11 protein-coding genes are annotated in these 23,258 nt (G+C 42.6%); all 11 read left to right on the plus strand.

The window, feature by feature from the left end; genetic code table 11:
- The first annotated feature begins 1 nt into the window (after position 1).
- The 11 genes from ftsZ (at position 2) to DG474_RS03020 (ending at position 23,152) form a co-directional block, all read left to right on the plus strand.
- The gene (gene ftsZ / locus DG474_RS02970; protein WP_255778765.1) at positions 2-1,258 is read left to right on the plus strand and encodes a cell division protein FtsZ; all 1,257 of its coding nucleotides are present in this window, start codon (positions 2-4) and stop codon (positions 1,256-1,258) included.
- Positions 1,259-1,261: 3 nt separating this feature from the next.
- Complete coding sequence (locus tag DG474_RS02975) at positions 1,262-1,933, plus strand: YggS family pyridoxal phosphate-dependent enzyme (protein ID WP_001049616.1); 672 nt, start codon at positions 1,262-1,264, stop codon at positions 1,931-1,933.
- A 9-nt stretch (positions 1,934-1,942) separates the two neighbouring features.
- On the plus strand, positions 1,943-2,473 hold the full coding sequence (locus DG474_RS02980; RefSeq protein ID WP_000053367.1) for a cell division protein SepF: 531 nt from the start codon (positions 1,943-1,945) through the stop codon (positions 2,471-2,473).
- A complete protein-coding gene (locus tag DG474_RS02985) occupies positions 2,473-2,733 on the plus strand; it encodes a YggT family protein (RefSeq protein WP_000576501.1) in 261 nt (86 codons plus the stop codon). Before DG474_RS02980 ends, DG474_RS02985 begins: the two co-directional genes overlap by 1 nt.
- Entirely contained in the window at positions 2,730-3,521 is a 792-nt protein-coding gene (locus DG474_RS02990; RefSeq protein WP_255778767.1) for a YlmH family RNA-binding protein, read from the plus strand. The genes DG474_RS02985 and DG474_RS02990 overlap by 4 nt, the downstream gene beginning before the upstream one ends.
- 8 nt (positions 3,522-3,529) lie before the next feature.
- Positions 3,530-3,784: a DivIVA domain-containing protein gene (locus DG474_RS02995; protein ID WP_000028988.1), complete on the plus strand. Its 255-nt coding sequence runs from the start codon at positions 3,530-3,532 to the stop codon at positions 3,782-3,784.
- A 16-nt stretch (positions 3,785-3,800) separates the two neighbouring features.
- Positions 3,801-4,595, plus strand: a complete 795-nt coding sequence (locus DG474_RS03000; protein ID WP_044020427.1) for a DivIVA domain-containing protein — start codon at positions 3,801-3,803, stop codon at positions 4,593-4,595.
- Between the two features lie 252 nt (positions 4,596-4,847).
- The gene (ileS, locus tag DG474_RS03005; RefSeq protein ID WP_255778768.1) at positions 4,848-7,640 is read left to right on the plus strand and encodes an isoleucine--tRNA ligase; all 2,793 of its coding nucleotides are present in this window, start codon (positions 4,848-4,850) and stop codon (positions 7,638-7,640) included.
- 292 nt (positions 7,641-7,932) lie between these two features.
- Positions 7,933-15,867, plus strand: coding sequence for an SIALI-17 repeat-containing surface protein (locus tag DG474_RS03010; protein WP_255778771.1), 7,935 nt, complete (start codon positions 7,933-7,935; stop codon positions 15,865-15,867).
- A 249-nt stretch (positions 15,868-16,116) separates the two neighbouring features.
- Positions 16,117-22,542: a ZmpA/ZmpB/ZmpC family metallo-endopeptidase gene (locus DG474_RS03015; protein ID WP_255778772.1), complete on the plus strand. Its 6,426-nt coding sequence runs from the start codon at positions 16,117-16,119 to the stop codon at positions 22,540-22,542.
- 229 nt (positions 22,543-22,771) lie between these two features.
- The gene (locus DG474_RS03020) at positions 22,772-23,152 is read left to right on the plus strand and encodes a hypothetical protein (protein ID WP_000849881.1); all 381 of its coding nucleotides are present in this window, start codon (positions 22,772-22,774) and stop codon (positions 23,150-23,152) included.
- The last annotated feature ends 106 nt before the right edge of the window (positions 23,153-23,258 follow it).

Consider the following 23,258-nt stretch of genomic DNA (forward strand, 5'->3'; position numbering starts at 1 on the left):
TATGACATTTTCATTTGATACAGCAGCAACTCAAGGCGCAGTTATTAAGGTAATTGGTGTCGGTGGTGGTGGTGGTAACGCCATTAACCGCATGGTTGACGAAGGTGTTGCTGGTGTAGAATTTATCGCAGCCAACACTGATGTACAAGCCCTTAGCAGTACGAAAGCAGAAACAGTTATCCAACTTGGTCCAAAATTGACTCGTGGTTTGGGTGCTGGAGGTCGTCCGGAAGTTGGACGTAAAGCTGCAGAAGAAAGTGAAGAAGCTTTGACGGAAGCTATCACTGGAGCAGACATGGTCTTTATCACTGCAGGTATGGGTGGTGGATCTGGTACAGGTGCAGCCCCTGTTATTGCACGTATCGCTAAAGATCTTGGTGCTCTTACAGTTGGTGTTGTGACACGTCCTTTCGGATTTGAAGGAAGCAAACGTGGCCAGTACGCTGTAGAAGGAATCAACGAACTTCGCGAGCACGTTGATACTTTGTTGATTATCTCTAATAACAACTTGCTTGAAATTGTTGATAAGAAAACGCCACTTCTTGAAGCTCTTAGCGAAGCAGATAACGTTCTTCGCCAAGGTGTTCAAGGGATCACTGACTTGATCACGAACCCAGGATTGATTAACCTTGACTTTGCTGATGTGAAAACTGTAATGGCAAATAAAGGAAATGCCCTTATGGGTATCGGTATCGGTAGTGGTGAAGAACGCGTTGTTGAAGCCGCTCGTAAAGCTATTTACTCTCCACTTCTTGAAACAACTATTGATGGTGCAGAGGATGTCATCGTCAACGTTACTGGTGGTCTTGACTTGACTTTGATTGAAGCAGAAGAAGCTTCAGAAATTGTCAACCAAGCAGCTGGTCAAGGTGTAAACATCTGGCTTGGAACATCAATTGACGAAAGCATGAAGGATGAAATCCGTGTTACTGTTGTAGCGACAGGTGTTCGTCAAGAGCGCGTGGAAAAAGTAGTTGGAGCTCGTAACAACCAACCAGTTGGACGTCCATCAACTAAAGCGCCACAAGCACACACATTTGACCGTCAATTCGACTTGGAAGAGACAGCAGAATTGCCTAAATCAAGCCCACGTCGTTTTGAAACAAACCAAGCCTCTGCTTTTGGAGACTGGGACTTGCGTCGTGAGTCAATTGTTCGCCAAACAGATCCAGTTGTTTCACCAGTAGAACGCTTCGAAACACCAGTTTCACAAGATGAAGATGAATTGGATACACCTCCATTCTTCAAAAATCGTTAATCAATGAATTTGAAAAAAAATACTGAATTAGTTTTTCAGCAAATAGCTGATGCTAGTCAAGAAGCCAACCGTGCTCTAGATGCTGTTTCAGTAATCGCAGTGACAAAGTATGTAGATGTACAAACAGCGGAAGCCTTGCTTCCGCTTGGTGTCCGTCATATAGGTGAAAATCGAGTCGATAAATTTTTAGAAAAATATCAGGCCTTGAAAGATTACCCAGTTACTTGGCATTTAATAGGAACACTACAGAGACGGAAAGTGAAAGAAGTAATCCCATATGTGGATTACTTTCATGCTTTAGACTCCCTGAAGTTAGCCCAGGAAATTCAAAAGAGAACAGATCATGTTATCAAGTGTTTCTTGCAGGTCAATATTTCTGGGGAAGAAAGCAAGCATGGGTTTTCAAAAGAAGAATTGCTAGAACTTTTGCCAGAATTGGCTAAGTTAGATCAGATTGAGTATGTTGGTTTAATGACCATGGCTCCTTTTGAGGCAGACAGTGATGAATTGAAAGAAATTTTCAAGGATACGCAGGCTCTGCAAGCAGAAATTAGAGAAAAACAAATCCCTAATATGCCGATGACAGAGCTAAGCATGGGAATGAGTCGTGATTTTAAAGAAGCGATTCAGTTCGGCTCAACCTTTGTTCGAATCGGTACAGCATTTTTTAAATAGGAGAGAGCTATGTCTTTAAAAGATAGATTCGATAAATTTATAGATTATTTTACAGAAGACGGAGAAGAAACGACTAACTACCAGACTCAACAAGAGGAAACAGTTAGCCCAGCCATCTCATCTTCTAAAGAATTACCAGCACCTGCTCAGTCAGGATCAGCAAAAGATGCAAATATTACTCGTCTACATGCGCGTCAGCAAGAATTAGCAATGCAAAGCCATCGTTCAGATGAGAAAGTGACAATTGACGTTCGCTATCCAAGAAAATATGAAGATGCAACTGAAATTGTAGATTTGTTGGCTGGCAATGAAAGTATTTTGATTGATTTCCAATACATGACAGAGGTACAAGCCCGTCGTTGCCTTGATTACTTGGACGGAGCCCGTCATGTCTTGGCTGGAAATATGAAAAAAGTTGCGAGCACGATGTATCTATTGACTCCTGTCAACGTTGTCGTGAATATTGAAGATATCAAACTTCCAGATGAATCACAAAGCGCTGAGTTTGGTTTTGATATTAAACGAAATAGAGCAAGATAATGATTTTCTTAATCCGTTTAATCCAAAATGCGGTTAGCATTTATTCCATCATTCTCGTTGCATTTGCTCTTCTTTCATGGTTTCCAAATGCCTATGAAAGCCAACTAGGTCGCTTAGTTATCAGACTTGCTCGCCCAGTTATTGAGCCACTTCGTAAACTCAATCTACAATTTGCTGGTCTTGACTTTACGGTTTGGGCAGCGCTGATTCTGATTCAGTTTGTTGGAAATCTCTTAACACGACTAGTCTTATTACTATGACAGCAAATCGAGCCATTTATCAGCATTTTTCCCAAGATGATATTCCCTTTATTGATAAGGGTTTAGAGTGGTTCAAGCGTGTAGAAGATACCTATGCGCCGGTACTTACTCCTTTTATCAATCCCCATCAGGAACAGATTTTGAGGGTGCTAGCTGGGACATATGGACTGGGTTGCCAAAGTAGTGGTGATGTTCTTCCGACAGAGTCGGTTCGTGTTCTTCTCTATCCAGATTACTTTGAACCGGAGATATCAGACTTTGAAATGGCCTTGTTGGAAATTTGCTATCCGAGTAAGTTTGAACAACTGAGTCATGGAAAAATATTGGGAACAATCATCAACCAACTAGGAATTGACCGTAAATTATTTGGTGATATCTTGGTAGATGAAAAGAGAGCACAGATTTTTGTCAATCGTGATTTCATTCCTCTTTTTCAGGATGGAATAAGAAAGATTGGCAGACTTCCTGTATCGCTGGAGGAACGTCCTTTTACCGATAGGATTTTGTCTAAAATTGATTATAGAGAACGAGAAATTTTAGTTTCGAGTTTTCGATTGGATGCCCTCTTATCAAGTGCCTTGAAATTATCTAGAAATCAAACTAGCCAACTGATTGAGAAAAAATCTGTCCAGGTAAATTATCATGTGATTGAAAAATCTGATTACCAGGTTGCAGTTGGAGATTTGATCAGTGTGAGAAAGTTTGGTCGTTTGAAAGTTGTCAAAGACAATGGTCAGACCAAAAAGGATAAGAAAAAACTAACAGTCCGGCTACTTTTAAGCAAGTGAGAAGAAATATGTCGATTACACCACAAGAAATAAGTGATAAAGCTTTCTCAAGAACATTCAGAGGCTACAATCAGGAAGAAGTTGACCTCTTTCTTGATAAGATTTACTTTGAATTAGAGGAGATGATTCGATACAAAGATGAAACTGAACTCTATATCAAAAAACTAGAAGAACGTCTTTCCTATTATACGAATGATATTCCTAAGAGAACAGTAACAAGCGAGCAAGAACCAGAAGCAATTAATGATTCTATTTTTTATTAAGTAAGTGAGGAAAAGTATGCCAATTACATCGTTAGAAATTAAAGATAAAACCTTTGGCACAAGATTTAGAGGTTTTGACCCAGAAGAAGTAGACGAGTTTCTTGATATCGTTGTTCGTGATTATGAAGACTTGGTTCGTAGTAATCACGATAAAGAGACACACATCAAAAGTTTGGAAGAACGTTTGTCTTACTTTGATGAGATGAAGGATTCCTTGAGTCAGTCAGTTTTGATTGCTCAAGATACAGCTGAGCGTGTCAAACAAGCTGCTCAAGAACGTTCAAACAATATTATTCAACAAGCTGAACAAGATGCTCAGCGTTTGCTTGAAGAAGCGAAATACAAGGCAAATGAAATTCTCCGTCAGGCTACAGATAATGCGAAGAGAGTGGCTGTTGAGACAGAAGAGTTGAAGAACAAGAGCCGTGTATTCCATCAACGCCTCAAGTCTACGATTGAAAGTCAATTGGCTATTGTCGAGTCATCTGATTGGGAAGACATTCTTCGCCCAACAGCTACTTACCTTCAGACAAGTGATGAAGCCTTTAAAGAGGTGGTGGGTGAAGTTCTTGGTGAAACTGTATCTTTACAACCAGAGGAAGAACCAATTGATATGACTCGCCAATTCACACCAGAAGAGGTTGCTGAATTGCAAGCTCGTATCGAGGCTGGCAATAAAGAATTAGCTGAGTTTGAAGCTCAACAAAATCAACAGACAGAAGAAAGTGACCAGCATGAAGAGTCAGTTGAAGTAGAAGCTACTGCGGCAACTGAGAACGATGCAAATAAAGAATCTGTTCTTATCCTATAAAAAAATGTGAGAACAAGATCCAACCAACTATATTTTCAGCGAGCGGGAGATGGTGAGAGTCCTGCAATCCCTAGTGGTTAGATTATCCTCTCAATCAATCTAGTCCGAAAGCAGTAAGACTAGACGTCCCCCACGTTACGGGAAAAGAGGAAAAGAGACCCTGTCTTTTTTCGAACAAAGGTGGTACCACGATTTTCGTCCTTTTTGCGAATCGTGGTTTTTATTTTGTCAGTTTAAATTAAAGGAGTAACAATGAAACTTAAAGAAACCCTCAATTTAGGGAAAACAGACTTTCCTATGCGTGCTGGTCTTCCAACCAAAGAACCAGTTTGGCAAAAAGAATGGGAAGAAGCAAAACTTTACCAACGTCGTCAAGAATTGAACCAAGGAAAACCACATTTCACCTTGCATGATGGACCTCCGTATGCAAACGGAAATATCCACGTTGGACATGCCATGAACAAGATTTCTAAAGATATTATTGTTCGTTCTAAGTCTATGTCTGGATTTTACGCTCCTTACATCCCAGGTTGGGATACTCATGGTCTGCCAATCGAACAAGTCTTGGCAAAACAGGGTGTTAAACGCAAAGAAATGGACTTGGTTGAGTACTTGAAACTTTGCCGCGAGTACGCTCTTTCTCAAGTTGATAAACAACGTGAAGACTTTAAACGATTGGGTGTTTCTGGCGACTGGGAAAATCCTTATGTGACTTTGACTCCGGACTATGAAGCGGCTCAGATCCGTGTCTTCGGAGAAATGGCTAAGAAAGGCTACATCTACCGTGGTGCCAAGCCAGTTTACTGGTCTTGGTCATCTGAATCAGCTCTTGCTGAAGCGGAAATTGAGTACCATGATTTGCTTTCAACTTCCCTTTACTATGCTAATCGCGTCAAAGACGGAAAAGGTGTGCTAGATACAGATACCTATATCGTTGTCTGGACAACAACTCCATTTACCATCACAGCTTCTCGCGGTTTGACAGTTGGAGCAGATATTGATTATGTAGTCGTACAACCAGCTGGTGAATCTCGTAAGTTTGTGGTTGCTTCAGAATTATTAAATAGTCTTTCTGAGAAATTTGGTTGGGCTGATGTTCAGGTCTTGGCAACCTACCGTGGTCAAGAATTGAATCACATCGTAACAGTCCACCCATGGGATACGGCTGTAGATGAGTTGGTAATCCTTGGTGACCACGTTACGACTGACTCTGGTACTGGTATTGTCCATACAGCCCCTGGTTTTGGTGAGGACGACTACAATGTCGGTGTTGCCAACGGCCTTGAAGTTGCTGTAACAGTTAACGAACGCGGTATTATGATGGAAAATGCTGGTCCTGAATTTGCGGGTCAGTTCTATGACAAGGTTGTGCCGACTGTTATCGAAAAACTGGGTGATTTACTCCTTGCTCAGGAAGAAATTTCTCACTCATACCCATTTGACTGGCGTACCAAGAAACCAATCATCTGGCGAGCTGTTCCACAGTGGTTTGCTTCTGTATCTAAATTCCGCCAAGAAATCTTGGATGAAATTGAAAAAGTGAAGTTCCACTCAGAATGGGGGAAAGTTCGTCTTTACAATATGATTCGTGACCGTGGCGACTGGGTTATCTCTCGTCAACGTGCTTGGGGTGTTCCGCTTCCAATCTTCTACGCAGAAGATGGTACAGCTATCATGACAGCTGAAACGATTGAACATGTAGCTCAACTCTTTGAGGAACACGGTTCTATCATCTGGTGGGAACGTGATGCTAAGGACCTCTTGCCAGAAGGATTTACTCATCCAGGTTCACCAAATGGCGAGTTCAAAAAAGAAACAGACATCATGGACGTATGGTTTGACTCAGGTTCATCATGGAATGGAGTAGTGGTCAACCGTCCAGAACTCAAATATCCAGCAGATCTTTACCTTGAAGGTTCTGACCAGTACCGTGGTTGGTTCAACTCATCACTTATCACATCTGTTGCTAACCATGGCGTTGCTCCTTACAAACAAATCTTGTCACAAGGATTTGCGCTTGATGGTAAAGGTGAGAAGATGTCTAAATCTCTTGGAAATACCATTGCTCCAAGCGATGTTGAAAAACAATTTGGTGCGGAAATCTTGCGTCTCTGGGTAACAAGTGTTGACTCAAGCAACGACGTGCGTATCTCTATGGATATCTTGAGCCAAGTCTCTGAAACTTACCGTAAGATCCGTAACACTCTTCGTTTCTTGATTGCTAACACTTCTGACTTTAACCCAGCTCAAGACGCAGTGGCTTACGATGAACTTCGTTCAGTTGACAAGTACATGACGATTCGCTTTAACCAGCTTGTCAAGACCATTCGTGATGCTTATGCCAACTTTGAATTCTTGACAATTTACAAGGCCTTGGTGAACTTCATCAACGTTGATTTGTCAGCCTTCTACCTTGACTTCGCTAAAGACGTTGTTTACATCGAAGGTGCCAAATCACTCGAACGCCGTCAAATGCAGACAGTCTTCTATGACGTTCTTGTCAAAATCACCAAACTCTTGACACCAATCCTTCCTCACACAGCAGAGGAAATCTGGTCATATCTTGAGTTTGAAGCTGAAGAATTTGTGCAATTGTCTGAATTACCAGAAGCTCAAACTTTTGCCAACCAAGAAGAAATCTTGGATACATGGTCAGCCTTCATGGATTTCCGTGGACAAGCTCAAAAAGCCTTGGAAGAAGCGCGTAATGCAAAAGTTATCGGGAAATCGCTCGAAGCACACTTGACAGTTTATCCAAATGAAGTGGTGAAAACTCTTCTTGGAGCAGTGGATAGCAATGTGGCTCAACTCTTGATCGTGTCAGAATTGACCATCGCAGAAGGACAAGCTCCAGAGAGTGCAGTAAGCTTTGAAGATGTAGCCTTTACAGTTAAACGCGCTGCAGGTGAAGTATGTGACCGTTGCCGTCGTATCGATCCAACTACTGCAGAACGCAGCTACCATGCAGTCATCTGTGATCACTGTGCAAGCATCGTAGAAGAAAACTTTGCAGATGCAGTTGCAGAAGGATTTGAAGCGAAATAATCAGATTAGAAATATGTCTTCTCATAGTTTAAGATGAGATAAAAATGTAAAAGAGAGAAAGTTATTTCTCTCTTTTTTGTTGGAAAAAGTTTAGGACAAAGGGGGGAATCTAATAAGTTTGGGCCTCGTTTTAAGTTGGATTTTTGAGATTTTTTAAAAAGAGAGGTCGTTTTTTGGTACTTTTCAAAAGCATGTGTTGCTTCTAAAAATCGCGACAAATAATTTGAATAATCAAGTGAAATCAGGTAGAATAGAAAGGATTGAATAATATATTGAAAAGGAAATCTTTAGAATGACACATCAGTTTTATGGAGAAAAACGACAGCGCTTTTCTTTCCGGAAGTTGTCCGTTGGGCTCGTTTCGGCGACTATTGGAAGCTTCTTTTTGAGTGGGCAAATAACTGGGGACTTGACTTCTGTAAAGGCAGCAGAAATTCAAAGTCAGCAGTCTGCTCATGTCAAATACCACTACGTAGTGGAGTCTGAATTGACGGAGGCAGAGAAGAGTGCCTTGATCAGGGAGATTCCAAAGTATGTTGAGGATGCTTCAGAGACCTATTACTTAGTTTATCGTCCGACTACTCAAGGGGATTCATCTGGAGTATTGCCTAAGACAGGTCACTCCGGCCTTTGGGAATCAACTTTTACAGCGATGGGTCTTGCATTACTAGTGCTTGTAGTAGTTAGAGGCAGGAATGGGAAGAGATATTTATCTTCTATCTTGTTGGTAACTGGAATGGGATCAATACTGTTATCTCCAACAGTCTTAGCAGTGACGAATATCGAACTTGCGGCATATAATCAAAGTCTTAACTTGGGTCTTGGAGATGCACTGCCAGCGCCATTGAAAATTGACGGTTACGACTATATCGGTTATCTAAAGAATGAAGAACAAAATGATAGTCATTTAGCTCATTCTGCTCATAAGGAAAATCCGACACTTGACTTGGAGAAAGAGAAGGGAAGTGAACTTAAACCGAGTGAAACAAATCTTGATATGAAAGAGGTTGTTTCAGATAAGGGGGATGCTTTAACTGAGGAAGAAAGAGAAGCTATAGCTGCTAAGGAGATAGAGTTCACACGCTCAACTCCTATTTATGACTTACCAGAACTAAAAATTAGTGAGCAAAAGTCAGTCCAAGAACTTCCTTATCAGACAAAATACCAATATACCGATGAATTGGCTCAAGGTCAATCAAAAGTTATACAATCAGGTGTTCGAGGTCAACGTACAGTAGTGACTCGTCATTTTCGTAAGGATCAAGAAATCGTAAAAAGCGAAATGATTTCTGATCAAGTGACGGTTGAACCTGTTTCTGAAATTATTTTAGTTGGAACAGCTCCAACTAACTCGATACCCAAAGAAACTCCAGTTCACGAAGTTCCGGAGTTGGCAGAATATGGCACAACTCCTGAGACAGCTCCAGTTCACGAAGTTCCAGAACTGACGGAATACGGTACAACTCCTGAGACAGCTCCAGTTCATGAAGTTTCAGAATTGACAGAATATGGCACCAGTTCTGAGACGCCTCCAGTTCAAGAGATTCCAGAACTGACGGAATATGGCACCAGTCCTGAGACGTCTCCGATTCGTGAGACTCCAGAACTGACAGAATATGGCACCAGTCCTGAAACATCTCCAGTTCACGAAGTTCCAGAATTGACAGAATATGGCACCAGTTCTGATACGCCTCCAGTTCAAGAGATTCCAGAACTGACAGAATATGGGACTAGTTCTGAGACGTCTCCAGTTCGTGAGACTCCAGAACTGACGGAATACGGTACAACTCCTGAGACAGCTCCAGTTCATGAAGTTTCAGAATTGACAGAATATGGCACCAGTTCTGAGACGCCTCCAGTTCAAGAGATTCCAGAACTGACGGAATATGGCACCAGTCCTGAGACGTCTCCGATTCGTGAGACTCCAGAACTGACAGAATATGGCACCAGTCCTGAAACATCTCCAGTTCACGAAGTTCCAGAATTGACAGAATATGGCACCAGTTCTGATACGCCTCCAGTTCAAGAGATTCCAGAACTGACAGAATATGGGACTAGTTCTGAGACGTCTCCAGTTCGTGAGACTCCAGAACTGACAGAATATGGTACAACTCCTGAAACAGCGCCTGTTCACGAAGTTCCAGAATTGACGGAATATGGCACCAGTTCTGATACGCCTCCAGTTCAAGAGATTCCAGAACTAACGGAATATGGGACAAATCCTGAAACAGCTCCTATTCATGAGAATTCTGAGTTGGAATTGACTACAAATGATGAGGTTAGAATAGAAAAGATTGATTTTTCTATTGACGAGCAATATACAGATGAGATTCCAGAGGGTAGTCGCCAGATCGCAACACCAGGTGTTGAGGGAGAGCGCACGATCAAGACTCGTGTCTACAGTTCTAACGGTCAAGAGGTTGACCGCCAAGAGTTGTCCAACGAGGAAACTCTAGCTCCCGTAACACAAATTGTCAAAGTCGGCACGGCTAAGCCAACTATGGTACCGAACGATCCACCGAAAGAAGACGCACTGCCAGAGTATCCGTTGACTTATACCGACGAAACTCGTGTAGAGAAAATAGCCTTCAACATTGACGAGCAAACTACGGATGAATTGGTCCAAGATGCCCGCCAGATCACAACACCAGGTGTTGAGGGAGAGCGCACGATCAAGACCCGTGTCTACAGTTCCAATGGTCAAGTTGTTGACCGCCAAGAACTTTCGAATGAAGAAACCTTGGCTCCAGTAACACAAATTGTCAAAGTCGGCACAGCTAAGCCAACTATGGTACCAAGCGATGCGCCAAAAGCAGACGCTTTGCCAGAGTATCCACTCACTTATACCGACGAAACTCGGGTTGAGAAAATTAACTTTAGCATTCGTGAAGAAGAAACCGATGAGCTTGTTCGAGATGCTCGTCAAATCGCAACTCCGGGAGTCCAAGGTGAGCGCACGATTAAGACTCGTGTCTACAGTTCTAACAGTCAGGAAATCGACCGTCAAGAACTTTCGAATGAAGAAACCTTGGCTCCTGTAACGCAAATTGTTAAAGTTGGTACGGCTAAGCCAACTATGGTGCCAAATGAAGCGCCAAAAGCAGATATTCTGCCAGAATATCCGCTAACTTACACTGACGAAACGCGCGTTGAAAAAATCAACTTTAACATTCGTGAAGAAGAAACGGATGAATTGGTTCGTGATGCTCGTCAAATCGCCACTCCAGGCGTTCAAGGCGAACGGACCATCAAGACTCGTGTCTACAGTTCTAACGGTCAAGTTGTTGATCGTCAAGAGTTGTCTAATGAAGAAACCTTGGCTCCAGTAACGCAAATTGTCAAAGTCGGCACAGCTAAACCAAGCATGGTACCGAATGAAGCTCCGAAAGCAGATATTCTGCCAGAATACCCGCTAACTTACACTGACGAAACGCGCGTTGAAAAAATCAACTTTAACATTCGTGAAGAAGAAACGGATGAATTGGTTCGAGATGCTCGTCAAATTGCGACTCCAGGAGTCCAAGGTGAGCGTACGATTAAGACTCGTGTTTACAGCTCTAACGGTCAGGAAATCGATCGCCAAGAATTGTCTAATGAGGAAACCCTAGCTCCAGTAACGCAAATTGTCAAAGTCGGAACAGCTAAACCAAATATGGTACCAAATGATGCACCAAAAGCGGAAGCTTTAGAGGAGTTCGATTTAATTTCACTGCATAATCTCTTGGCAGAAGCGGATCAGATTAAAGCTCAGGCCAGTTATTTCAACGATAGTCAGAGTCATCAAGCTAACTATGATGCTGCTTTGACGGCAGGTCAAGCTATTCTGAGCCAATCTCAAGCTAGCCAAGCAGAAGTCAACCAACTGGTGGAACAAATCAATCAAGCCAAGGCGCAATTAAGTGGACTTGAAGTTGTCAAAACAGCTCTCCAGACTGAGTACGATTTAAATCCAAGAGTTAAAACTTCTGTTAAATATAAGAATGCGGATTCAGAAAAGCAGACAGCTTATACTGACGAATTGACCAAGGCAGAGGGAGTTTTGAACGATCAAACAGCTACACAAGTACAGGTCAACCAAGCTCTTGTTAGTCTGACAGCAGCCAAAGAAGCACTAAATGGAGTGCCTAAAGTCAAGCCGACAGTTTCCATTCTAAGTCTGACTGAGAATACTGATGATAAGTCGGTGACGGTCCAATATAGATTGGAAGACCAGACCCAGTCCTTCCGTTCAGCGACTGCAGAATTGTACCAGGGAGACCAGCTGATTCGCACTCTTCCAATTACCAACTTTGCTGGCAGCTTGAAAATTGGCGACTTAGACTACTACACAGGCTACACTCTAAAAACTAAGTTGACTTATGAATTGGATAATGGTAGCTTTACTGAGTTTGAAACAGACAGTCGTAACTTTGAGCTAGAATACAAGAAGATTGCCTTCCGTGATATTGATTCCGTTGAGTTTTATCATAAAGAAAACGACCAATACAAGCGCTTTGTATCGATGAACTCTATGCCTACGGATCTGTCTACTTACTTCGTCAAGATCAAATCAAGCGAATCCAAGGAAATTCTCCTACCAGTTCACAGCATTTCTGAAGCAGAGAAAGATGGCAAGGCAGTCTATAAGGTTAATGTAACCCTTCCTGAACTCGTCCAAGAAAGTGAAACGGGCTATAAGTCTGGGCACGACTTCTACATCAGTAAGGCAGTCCCAAGCCAGCAAAATGTCTACACTAGCTTTGCTAGATTGGTAGACGCTATGAAGCGAAATATGGCAGGAAATTATGTGTTGGGAGCTGATTTGGATGCTAGTGAGGTTAGTCTTGCACCTGCAGATTATGTCTACCTCAAAGGGAACTTCACAGGTAGTCTGACAGGTAGTCATAATGGTAAGCAATACGCCATTTATAATCTAGCCAAACCTTTATTTGAAAACCTCAAGAGTGGGTCTACCATTTCCAATATCGACTTTAAAGATGTGAATATCGTGGGTACCTATGACTCAGCTGCGCTGGCACGCAATGCGGAGAATGCGCGAATCACAGATGTTTCTGTTCAGGGGAGAGTATCGGTAGTAGGAAACGCCTCTAACGTAGCGGGTCTAGTAGTTAATGGAACCAATACGAAGATTACAAATAGTTCCTTTACGGGTACCATCCTATCTAACAGTCAACACATCAAAGCCTATAACGTAGGTGGTTTGGTTTCAAGCCTTAAAGGAGGAGAATCTCTTCTTAGCCAAAGTAAAGCAGATGTAACGATTATAAGTGGTGCACGATCAAATGAACAACGTATCGGTGGTTTGGTTGGACGTCTAGAAAACAATGCTCGAATCACCAAATCTTATGTGACAGGAAAAGTATATAATGCAACCACTAACGGTCAAATCGGTGGAGTGGTCGGCTCGAACTACTTTAATGGTTTAGTTGATAATGTGATCAGTAATGTTAGCGGTACAAATGTTTACAGTATTTCTGGGGATCAGGGCTACAAAAACGACCGCATTACGCAAGCATATAAAGTTGCTAAGAGTGAAACCTTGAAAAACGATCAGTTTGTTACTTCTACAATTACTCAAGAAGAAATGGAAGAAAAACTGACTGCTATGGACATCACGACTAGCCTAGATGACACGAATCTAAATACGCGTTTTGTCGACTATGGTGAGGAAAAAAATGTTCAATTCGACCGCGGATATTCTTACGCAAATATGGAGAAACTGCTTCCTTTCTACAATAAAGAAACCATTGTTTCGTTTGCGAACAAGATTCCGAAAGAGCATAAGTTGAACAAGGAGTACCTACTGGATGTTGTTCCGATGAAGGGTGACCAGATTATCACTGATATCCATGGCAATAAAACAGCAATCAATCGTTTGATGCTTCACTACATGGACAATACCATCGATTACCTAGAAATATCTTATAAGGGAGATTTCGTAAATCGAGGCATTGCTGAGTATAGTATCAAGGGGTTAGACCTTCTTTATACTCCAGAAGCCTTTGTATCAGATTATACTAGTATTCTAAATCAAATCCTGCCAGAGTTAAACAAGGTCGTTCTTGATTCGCCAGCTATGCGCACAGTTCTTGGTGTAGCAGCAGATACTTCTTTGGATGAACTATACTTAGACACTGCATTTACGCAAGTGAAAAGCAAGCTATCAGGGGAGCTTCGCAAAGTGCTGGCTATGGATAAGGCTATCAATACTGAAGGTGAAGTAGTTAAGGATTATCTTGTTAAGAAGATTCTTGCTGATAAAGAAGCTTTCCTATTAGGTCTGACTTATCTTAACCGTTGGTATAATATCAACTATGACGATTTTAATGTTAAGGACTTGTCGGCTTACAAGTTGGATTTCTACGGTAAGAATGATGTTTCGGTTCTTGATACAATCATAGCTTTAGGGAAATCAGGACTAGAGAATCTCAAGGCTAAAAACAACTATACAGCGTATGATAATTCGCTCTCTGAAGCAACTGATAAACGAGGACTCTTCAATTACCTTGAAGGCTACCGTCAGCTCTTCTTACCATATAAGACCAATAATGAATGGCTCAAAACCAATACAAAGGCCTACATCGTTGAGGCTAAATCGGATGTAGCAGAAGCGAGACAGCTTCAGGATGCAGCCGAGGGCAAGAGCAAGTACTCTGTCGGTGTTTATGATAAGATTACTGCAGATAATTGGGAACACAAGGGCATGCTCCTGCCACTCTTGACCATGACAGAGAAGGGTGTCTATGCTATCTCCAATATGTCTACCCTCTCTATGGGAGCTTATGATCGCTACCGCCTGGATGCCAATAACAGGGTGCGCACAGACGCAGAACTAGTTGAATATGTCGAAGACAGAGTGAGAAAAACAGCTGAATACCAGCGCGACCACTATGATTTCTGGTATAAGATTCTGAATCCAGAAAGCAAGGACAAGCTCTTCCGTTCTGTTCTGGTTTATGATGGGTTCTTCTTGACTGATAAAGCAGGACAAAGCTACTGGGCTCCAGCTAATGACAAAAAATCACAGGCTATGCAGGAATTCTTTGGACCAGCTGGCAAGTGGTATCCAAGCAAGGGTTACAATGCCTATGCTACGGGAAGTGTTACCCATTTTGATAGAGCACGATTGTTAGAAGACTATGGAAACTCAGTCTACACGCATGAGATGACCCATAATTCTGACGGTGCAATTTACTTTGAAGGTTATGGCCGTCGTGAGGGCTTGGGTGCGGAACTCTATGCTCGGGGACTCTTGCAATCTTCGCCGAGCGCAGATGAACCAACTATTACGCTCAATACTCTCTTCAAGGTGGACAAGGATTCTAAGACACGTATGCATACCTATAATTTCAAGGAACGTGTTCAAAATGCAGCAGACCTGCAACACTATGTCCATGGTATGTTTGACATGATCTACACCTTGGACTATCTAGAAGGTACTTCTATGCTGAAGCAGAGTGATGCTGCCAAGTTACAGTGGTTCAGGAAGATGGAGAATTACTATATTACAGATAAGTATGGCAAGGAGACCCACGCTGGAAACCAGACGCGAAGCTTTACAGCTGAGGAAATCAAGCAACTGAAGACCTTTGACTCCCTGATTGAAAATGATGTGATCACTCGTCGGGAGAATAAGGAAAGTGGGAAATATGGTCGAAATGGCTACCTCAGTCTCAGCCTCTTCTCACCAATTTACTCAGCCTTAAGCAATCCAAATGGAGCACCAGGTGACGTTATGTTCCGTCGCACAGCCTATGAATTACTAGCAGCCAAGGGCTACCATGACGGATTTGTCCCTTATGTTTCTGGTCAGTACTCTCAGGAAGCTTTCGATGAAGGGAAGAAAACGTGGGACGGATGGTCTGGAAGAGATGTTGGTCTCGTGACGGACCAGAAAGTCTTGGAAAATGTATTTAAAGGTGAATACACCTCTTGGGCAGCCTTCAAGAAGGCCATGTACAAGGAGCGAATTGATCAGCTGACCAAGCTGAAGCCAATTACCATTGAGTACGAGCTTAAAAATCCAAACAGTACCAAGAAAGTAACCATTCGTTCTTATGCAGAGATGCAGCAGTTGATGGACGCAGCCGTGGCAGAGGATGTACGCAACATTACCAATGCTACTAGCCGTGTCGAAGCTAGCTGGGTTAACCTGCTCAAGAAGAAGATTTACAATGCTTATCTTCGTGAGACAGACGACTTCAGGCAGTCTATTTTCAAGAAATAAGGAAACGATTCTGTTTGATTAAAATTTGAAAAATTCCTAGGTTTAAGGCTACCTAGGAATTTTTCTGTGGTTTCTCCATGATCTTGTTTGTGCATTCAATACCTGATTAGATAAGGATTTTGAAAGCGTAAATGAACTGAAAAGATTAGCAGTTTTTTGTGGCTATTATTTATAGCAAATAAATTGAATAATCTAGTAAATTTCGGTAGAATAGAGGGGATTCAAATCATGATGAAGGAAAGATTAGGAATGAAAAGAAATTATTTAGGAGAAAAGCACCAACGTTTTTCATTGAGAAAAGTTTCGGTTGGTTTGGTTTCTGCTCTGGTAGGCGTTTTCTACCTTTCTAGTGGAGGAGGTTCTCTTGCAAATGTAGCAGCTAGTGAACAGACGCCATCCGTCACAAAACAGATTCACTATAAGTACGTGACAGAGAGTGAACTCACGGACCAAGAGAAGCAGTTGGTAGTCAAAGAATTGCCACAGTTTGCTGAGGAAACAGATGATACTTACTATTTGATTTATCGTCCGACGAGACAGCTGCCTGCAACTGGTCACAGCCAACTCATTAGCTCAATTGCAGCAGGGGCAGGCATTGTGCTACTGGTCGTAGCGATTAAACTGGGCAGAGATGATCGCAAGAAACTTGCTTCATTCATGCTTTTGACCAGTCTAGGAAGTCAGCTGATTGCGCCAACTTCCTTGGCTTTGACAAATCAAATGCTGGCAGACTATAATCAGGAATTGACTGTACAGGTCGGGGAAACATTGCAATCCCCACTTACGATTGAAGGCTACCAATATGTAGGGTATTTGAAATCTCAAAAAGAAGTAAACTCTCCAGTTGATGGCAAGAAAGAGTTGAATCATTCGGCTCCTATTGATACTCCAGTCCAAACTTCGAACGGAAGCCAAGCGCAGGAAGAGTATCGTGCTCAGAAACCAAGTGAAGCTCCTGTCTTTGAACAACCAGAGTTAAAGGTTGATAGTAAAGAAACGAGTCGTACAGAGATTATTCCTTTCCAAGTGGAGGAAGTAGAGGCGGATGATTTGCCGCAAGGTCAAACTGAGGTGATTCAGGCAGGGAAAAATGGTAGTCGTACCATCGTGACCCGCAGCTACCTTTTAAATGGTCAGGTGATCCATACAGAGGAGGTTTCCAATCAGGTAACGACTGATCCGACTTCTGAGATTAGAAAAGTCGGAAGCAAGATCCCTTCTCCTACAAAACCAAGCCCAGGGGAGTCCGTTAGCGAGAAACCAACAGACGCTCCAATAAATGAAGTTCCAAGCTTAAACGTTGAAGAAAAAGATGTTACCACAACAGTGGCTGAACCCTACACTCGAGAACGAGTAGAGAGTGATAGCTTGCCAGTTGGCCAAATCAAGATAACTCAAGCTGGTCAAGATGGCGTGCGTACAATCGTCACCCGTCAGTACATGGTAGATGGAAAAGTAGAGAGAAGCCAGGAACTCTCTAACGAAGTGACGACTCCAGCGGTCTCAGAAATCGTAACAGTTGGAACAGGCCCTGTTAGTGACAAACCAACAGACGCTCCTATAAATGAAGTTCCAAGCTTAAGCGTCGAAGAAAAAGACGTTACTATGACGGTAGCAGAACCTTACACTCGAGAACGAGTAGAGAGTGATAGCTTGCCAGTTGGCCAGACAAAGATAACCCAAGCTGGTCAAGATGGCGTGCGTACGATCGTCACTCGTCAGTACATGGTAGATGGAAAAGTAGAGAGAAGCCAGGAAATCTCCAACGAAGTGACAACTCCTGCATTATCAGAAATCGTAACAGTCGGAACAGGTCCTGTTAGCGAGAAACCAACAGACGCTCCTGTAAATGAAGTTCCAAGCTTAAACGTTGAAGAAAAAGATGTCACCACGACGGTAGCAGAACCCTATCCAACTAAGGAAGTGGAAAGTGCTGACCTGCCTTTGGGGCAAAGGGAAGTTAGCCAAGCAGGCCAAGATGGCGTCCGTACGATTGTGACTCGTCAGTATTTAGTAGATGGAAAAGTTGAAAATACAGAGGAAATCTCTAACACTATTACAAAAGAAGCAGTTCCTCAGATCATCAAAGTCGGTACAAAACCAATTTCTACAAATGCGGATCATGCTCCTGTAGAGCCAGAAAAAGGAATCCTCGACCTCGAACCCTTGCACCAATTAGTGGAAGAGGCCGATAGCATCCAGAAAACGCATCAGTATTTCAATGATACCACTGCAGATCAAGAGTCTTATAAACAGGCAGTCGCAAATGCCCAAGCTCTCTTTGAGGCATCTCATGCCAGTCAAGAACAGGTTGATTCCTTGAAAAATGCCCTTGAAACTGCTAAGAATAATCTAGACGGTCAACCTGTTGATAAGAAAACTCTTGGTGTTGAATTTGACATGAAGGATGTGACTCAGTCTACAGTTGCTTACCAGTATGCTGATGAACAAGCCAAACTCCGCTATCGTCGTGCTCTAGATCAGGCCAAGCTCGTTTTGGACAATCCTTTCGCCAATCAAGCCTTGGTCGATCAAGTTCGGACGGATCTCGAGGCAGCTCGTCAAGCTCTGGATGGAGTCAAGAGAAAACCAACCCTCTCTCTAGTCCGTGTCGAGAAGGAAGAAGATCAACGCCAAGTTTCTCTTAGCTATCACTTGACGGATGCTACAGCTAGCTATCAATCAGCCAAAGTGCAGCTATACAAGGGCGAAACGCTGATCAAGGAAGTCGACCTTGTGGACCTCGCTCAAAAATTGACACTTGATGACTTGGACTACTATACTCCTTATACCCTCAAAACTGTCATGAAATATGACCTGGGTCAAGGGGAACAAACTAGTATAGAGGATCAACGTCCAGTTCAGCTAGATTATAAGAAGGTTGAAATCAAAGACATCGACCGCATCGAACTGTACGGTAAAGATGGTAGTCACTACCGACGTTACCTATCCCTGTCGGAAGTGCCGTCCGATATGAATAACTACTATGTCCGAATTCAGTCAGATAAGTTCAAGGATATGCTCTTACCCGTTTCTAAGATTACAGACAAGGGCAATGCCTATTCCGTAACGGTATCAGCTAATCAGCTCGTCGAGGGAGAAGGGGACCATTATCGTCCAGATTACTCTTTTGAACTGCCGAAAACGCCTCTTAGCCAAGAAGGTGTCTATACGTCCTTCAAAGCGCTCATAGAGGCCATGAAGTCAAACCCGACTGGAAACTTCAAACTAGGAGCGGATGTTTCAGCAGATGAGATTCAGTTAGAACAGTCTGCGACAAGCTATGTTCCAGAAGAATTTTCAGGTAGTCTAACTAGCCGAGTGGATGGAAAAGATTATACCATCTACAACTTGGCAAAACCACTCTTTGCAACCTTGAAAAATGCCACCATCCAGCAACTGACCTTGAAATCGGCTGCAGTTTCAGGTAAGGACTCTATAGGGACCTTGGCTAGCAATGCTCAAAATGCAACGATTACGGATGTTTCTGTAAGTGGTAGTCTATCTGGAAACAAGCATATCGGTGGACTGGTAGGAGTTGCCCAAAACACAAAACTAACCAATGTTGCCTTTAAAGGGTCCATCACCAGCACCCAAGATGGGGGACAGGAGTACAATATTGGTGGCTTGGTTGGTAATTTCCACGGCAACCAATCACTGGCGCAGAAGAGTCAGGTGGATGTATCTATCCAAGTAACGGGTCGAAATGGAGACCAGCGTGTTGGAGGCTTGATCGGTCGTTTGCAGAATGGAGCTAGATTAGAAACTTCTTATGTGTCTGGTTCTATCCAAAATGGAGGTCATTCTGGCCAAGTCGGTGGAGCGATCGGGTCTACTTGGAACAATGGACAGGTCCGAAATGTCTTGACCAGTGTCAAGGTTCAAAATGGTCATGCGATGACAGGAGATCCCTATCCTGAGGCTTCTGTTCGGGACTCTTATGTTCTTGAAGGAACTACAGCAAATCGAAAAGATGAGCGTTTTGTCCGTTCTATTTCAGAGGCCGATGCGCAAGCCAAACGTCAGTCCTTTAGAATCACTTCGAACTTGACGGACCAAGAGCCATTGCAGCAAGCTTACCAGCATCAAACAGACTATAGTCGAGTGAGGGGAGCTCAGGAGTCCAGAAAGCAAGCCTACGAAAATGTAGAAAAACTATTACCATTCTACAACAAAGACTTCATCGTTCATACAGCCAACCAATTAGCTGAAGATGATAAACTCAACAAAGTAGCCCTGCTAGATGTGGTTCCGATGAAAGATGAGACACTGATAACAGATGTCAACAGCCATAAGGGTGAAATCAATAGACTGATGCTGCATTATGCAGATAAGACGATCGCTTATCTTGATCTGACCTACAAGGGTGATTTTGCCAATGGCCAGATTGCAGAATATAGCATCGCTGATAAGAATTTGCTCTATACGCCAGAAGCCTTCCTATCTGACTACCAGTCCATTAAAGCGAGTGTCTTGGAAGAACTCAAAGCTGTGACCTATGACTCAGCTGCAGTTCGAAAGGTCCTTGGAATTGGTGAAACAGCTTCCTTAGATGATCTTTATCTAGAAAAAGCCTTTGAACAAACCAAAGCCGAACTAGGTCAGGAACTCCTTAAGGTGCTTTCAGTTGATAAGTCGATCAACACCCTTGGCCCTGCTGTAGCGGATGCGATTAGCCAAAAGATTCTGAAGAACAAAGAGGCCTTCATGCTTGGTCTGACCTATCTCAATCGTTGGTACAATGTCAACTATGGAACGTTCAATACCAAAGATCTTAGTGCCTATAAGTTTGATTTCTTTGGCAATCAAGCAGCTTCGACACTGGATACTATCATCGCTCTCGGGAACTCTGGAATGGGCAATCTTCGAGCGCAAAACAACTTCAATGCTTACCGACAATCCCTAGCCAAGGAAAAAGGCAAAGGAGACCTCTTTGCTTACTTAGAAAGTCTGCGTGAACTCTTCTTGCCAAATAAAACCAACAGTGAGTGGTTCAAGGAAAATACTAAGGCTTATATCGTAGAAGCTCGTTCAAGTCTGCCAGAAATTCAGGCTAAGCAAGACAATGCAGATCGTAAGAGTAAGTATACAATCAAGGTCTACGACAGACTGACTCAGGGAGATTGGGGCTTCAAGCAAATGGTCCTCCAACTTCTGACCTTACCTGAAAGAGATGTCTATATCATCAGCAATATGTCGACTATTGCCTTTGGTAGCTTTGGAGGCTACAGGAAAGAAGGTGGTAGAGTTCTCTCAGGCGAGGAACTCCATCGACACGTTGAAAAACTTGTGGATCAATCAGCTGAATGGCAACGAAACCACTATGACATGTGGTACAACATTTTAAGTCCAAACAGGAAAGACACTCTATTCAGACGGGTGATCGTTACAGACGGTTTCTTTCTTTATAATGATAAAGGCCAGCAATATTGGGCTCCTCGTAATAATAAGACCTCTGTTGCTATGTACAATTTCTTTGGTCCTGCTGGCAAATATCACGGAGACAATGGACTAGGAGCCTTTGCCAATGGTTATGAAGTCTTCTACGTCTATGACCAGATGCTGGGAGCTTCTGGAACCATGGTCTATACCCATGAAATGACCCACAACTCGGATGGTTCTATCTATTTTGAAGGACATGGTCGTCGTGAGGGTGAAGGACCTGAGAGCTTTGCTACAGGGATGTTAGAGTCTGTAACCAATGTTAGCGAAAAAGGTCTCGTACTTAACAGCTTCTATCAAGGAGATAAAGATTCGACCACACGTTACCATACCTATGATCCTGTTGCTCGATTCTCCTCAGCAGATGCTCTTCGCGACTACATGCATGGAGTCTTTGACGTACTGAACCTTCTAGATTATGTAGAAGGGGATGTTGTTACTGGTGTTCTAACTGATCAACAGAAAATGAAATGGTACCGTAAGGCTGAAAATTATAAATTTGAGAATACGTCTTATGGTAAGCAAGCTCACGCTGATGATCGAATTGTCCCTATAACTGCCGAAGAAGCAGCCAAACTAAAATCTGTCGATGCTCTGGTTGATCATAATATCATTGGTCGTCGCGATGGTTGGGATAGAGCTAGCTTTGGACGAAATGGCTACTATGTCATCAATATGTTTGCTTCCTTCTATGCAGCTCTGGACAATCCAACTGGTGCACCTGGGGGACTTATGTTCCGCCGTAGAGCTTATGAATTGCTCGGAGACAAGGGTTACCAACAAGGATTTGTCCCATATGTATCTGGCCAATACGCTGGCCAAGCGCTTAAAGAAGGTCATAAGACCTACTCAATCTGGAACAGAGGAGATGTCGGAGTAGTTGGAGATGATTTGGTTTTCAAAAATCTCTATGGTAGCCAGTATGAATCATGGAAGGATTTGAAGAAAGCCATGTTGAATGAGCGATACAACAAGGCTCAAAACTTCCTTCGCCCTATCACTATCGAGTTTGAAGCAGGAAAACTAGATAGCAAACGACAAATTACGATTTCTTCTTATGAGGAATTACAAGATTATATGTACTTAGCAGTACTAGCGGATGCCTCAGCTAAGAACATTGATCGTGCCTTATCAGACAGCTCTAAGAGCAGTGTCGCCCAACTCAAGTATCGTATTTTCAACGCTTATCTACGTGCCACAGACGACTTCAGACAGTCCATCTTTGAAAGATAGACACGAAAAAAGAAGATCCAAGTGATCTTCTTTTTTAGGTGAATGGCTTGCTTAGTACAAAAACGAATGAATTTACAAATAAATTGATACAGGACATATTTCTTACTCTAAATATCTGGAGAGAAATTGGAAAACATTCATCATCTAGTATACTCGTTTCGAAATTTCTTTTGTTTTTCATGAAAATATGATAAAATGATAGTTGTAAAATTTTTTTAAGGAGATTCGGATGAAAACAAAAGCACTTGCTCGCGTAAATGCGATTTTTGGTCTTATTTCAGGTATCGTCTTGCTGTTGGCACCTCTTGTTATGTTTATGATAGCTGTCGGGGCTGCTGCGGCGACGGAGGACTCGGATGCAACAGTTGGTATATTGACGATTTTTTCAATCATTTTGGCATTGGTAAAAATTGCTGTCTTGGTTTTAGGAATTGTGTCTATTGTCTATTACAAGGACGATGAACGTGTGACCCCTGCACCGTCTGTTTTGTTTATCGTAGGTGGTTCTGTTGGATTGATCCCATTCTTGGGATGGGTAGGAGGAATTCTGACAATCATTGGTGGTTCCCTCTATTTTGGACTTTTGAAAAAATTCGAGATTCAAGAATAATGACTTTTTGTTAGAAATATTTTCAAATAAGAGAAGGCGCTTAGCCTTCTTTTTGTGTCATCAACCAGGGGTAAATTTGACAGGATAAATAAGCTTTTACATTCAT

Origin of the sequence: Streptococcus oralis (assembly GCF_024399415.1) — a bacterium.
Lineage (GTDB): Bacteria > Bacillota > Bacilli > Lactobacillales > Streptococcaceae > Streptococcus > Streptococcus oralis_CS.

Bases quoted from the DNA above. Each gene is read 5' to 3' on its own strand.
- ftsZ (WP_255778765.1), top strand. From the start codon at position 2: ATGACATTTTCATTTGATACAGCAGCAACTCAAGGCGCAGTTATTAAG.
- DG474_RS02975 (WP_001049616.1), top strand. From the start codon at position 1,262: ATGAATTTGAAAAAAAATACTGAATTAGTTTTTCAGCAAATAGCTGAT.
- DG474_RS02980 (WP_000053367.1), top strand. From the start codon at position 1,943: ATGTCTTTAAAAGATAGATTCGATAAATTTATAGATTATTTTACAGAA.
- DG474_RS02985 (WP_000576501.1), top strand. From the start codon at position 2,473: ATGATTTTCTTAATCCGTTTAATCCAAAATGCGGTTAGCATTTATTCC.
- DG474_RS02990 (WP_255778767.1), top strand. From the start codon at position 2,730: ATGACAGCAAATCGAGCCATTTATCAGCATTTTTCCCAAGATGATATT.
- DG474_RS02995 (WP_000028988.1), top strand. From the start codon at position 3,530: ATGTCGATTACACCACAAGAAATAAGTGATAAAGCTTTCTCAAGAACA.
- DG474_RS03000 (WP_044020427.1), top strand. From the start codon at position 3,801: ATGCCAATTACATCGTTAGAAATTAAAGATAAAACCTTTGGCACAAGA.
- ileS (WP_255778768.1), top strand. From the start codon at position 4,848: ATGAAACTTAAAGAAACCCTCAATTTAGGGAAAACAGACTTTCCTATG.
- DG474_RS03010 (WP_255778771.1), top strand. From the start codon at position 7,933: ATGACACATCAGTTTTATGGAGAAAAACGACAGCGCTTTTCTTTCCGG.
- DG474_RS03015 (WP_255778772.1), top strand. From the start codon at position 16,117: ATGAAAAGAAATTATTTAGGAGAAAAGCACCAACGTTTTTCATTGAGA.
- DG474_RS03020 (WP_000849881.1), top strand. From the start codon at position 22,772: ATGAAAACAAAAGCACTTGCTCGCGTAAATGCGATTTTTGGTCTTATT.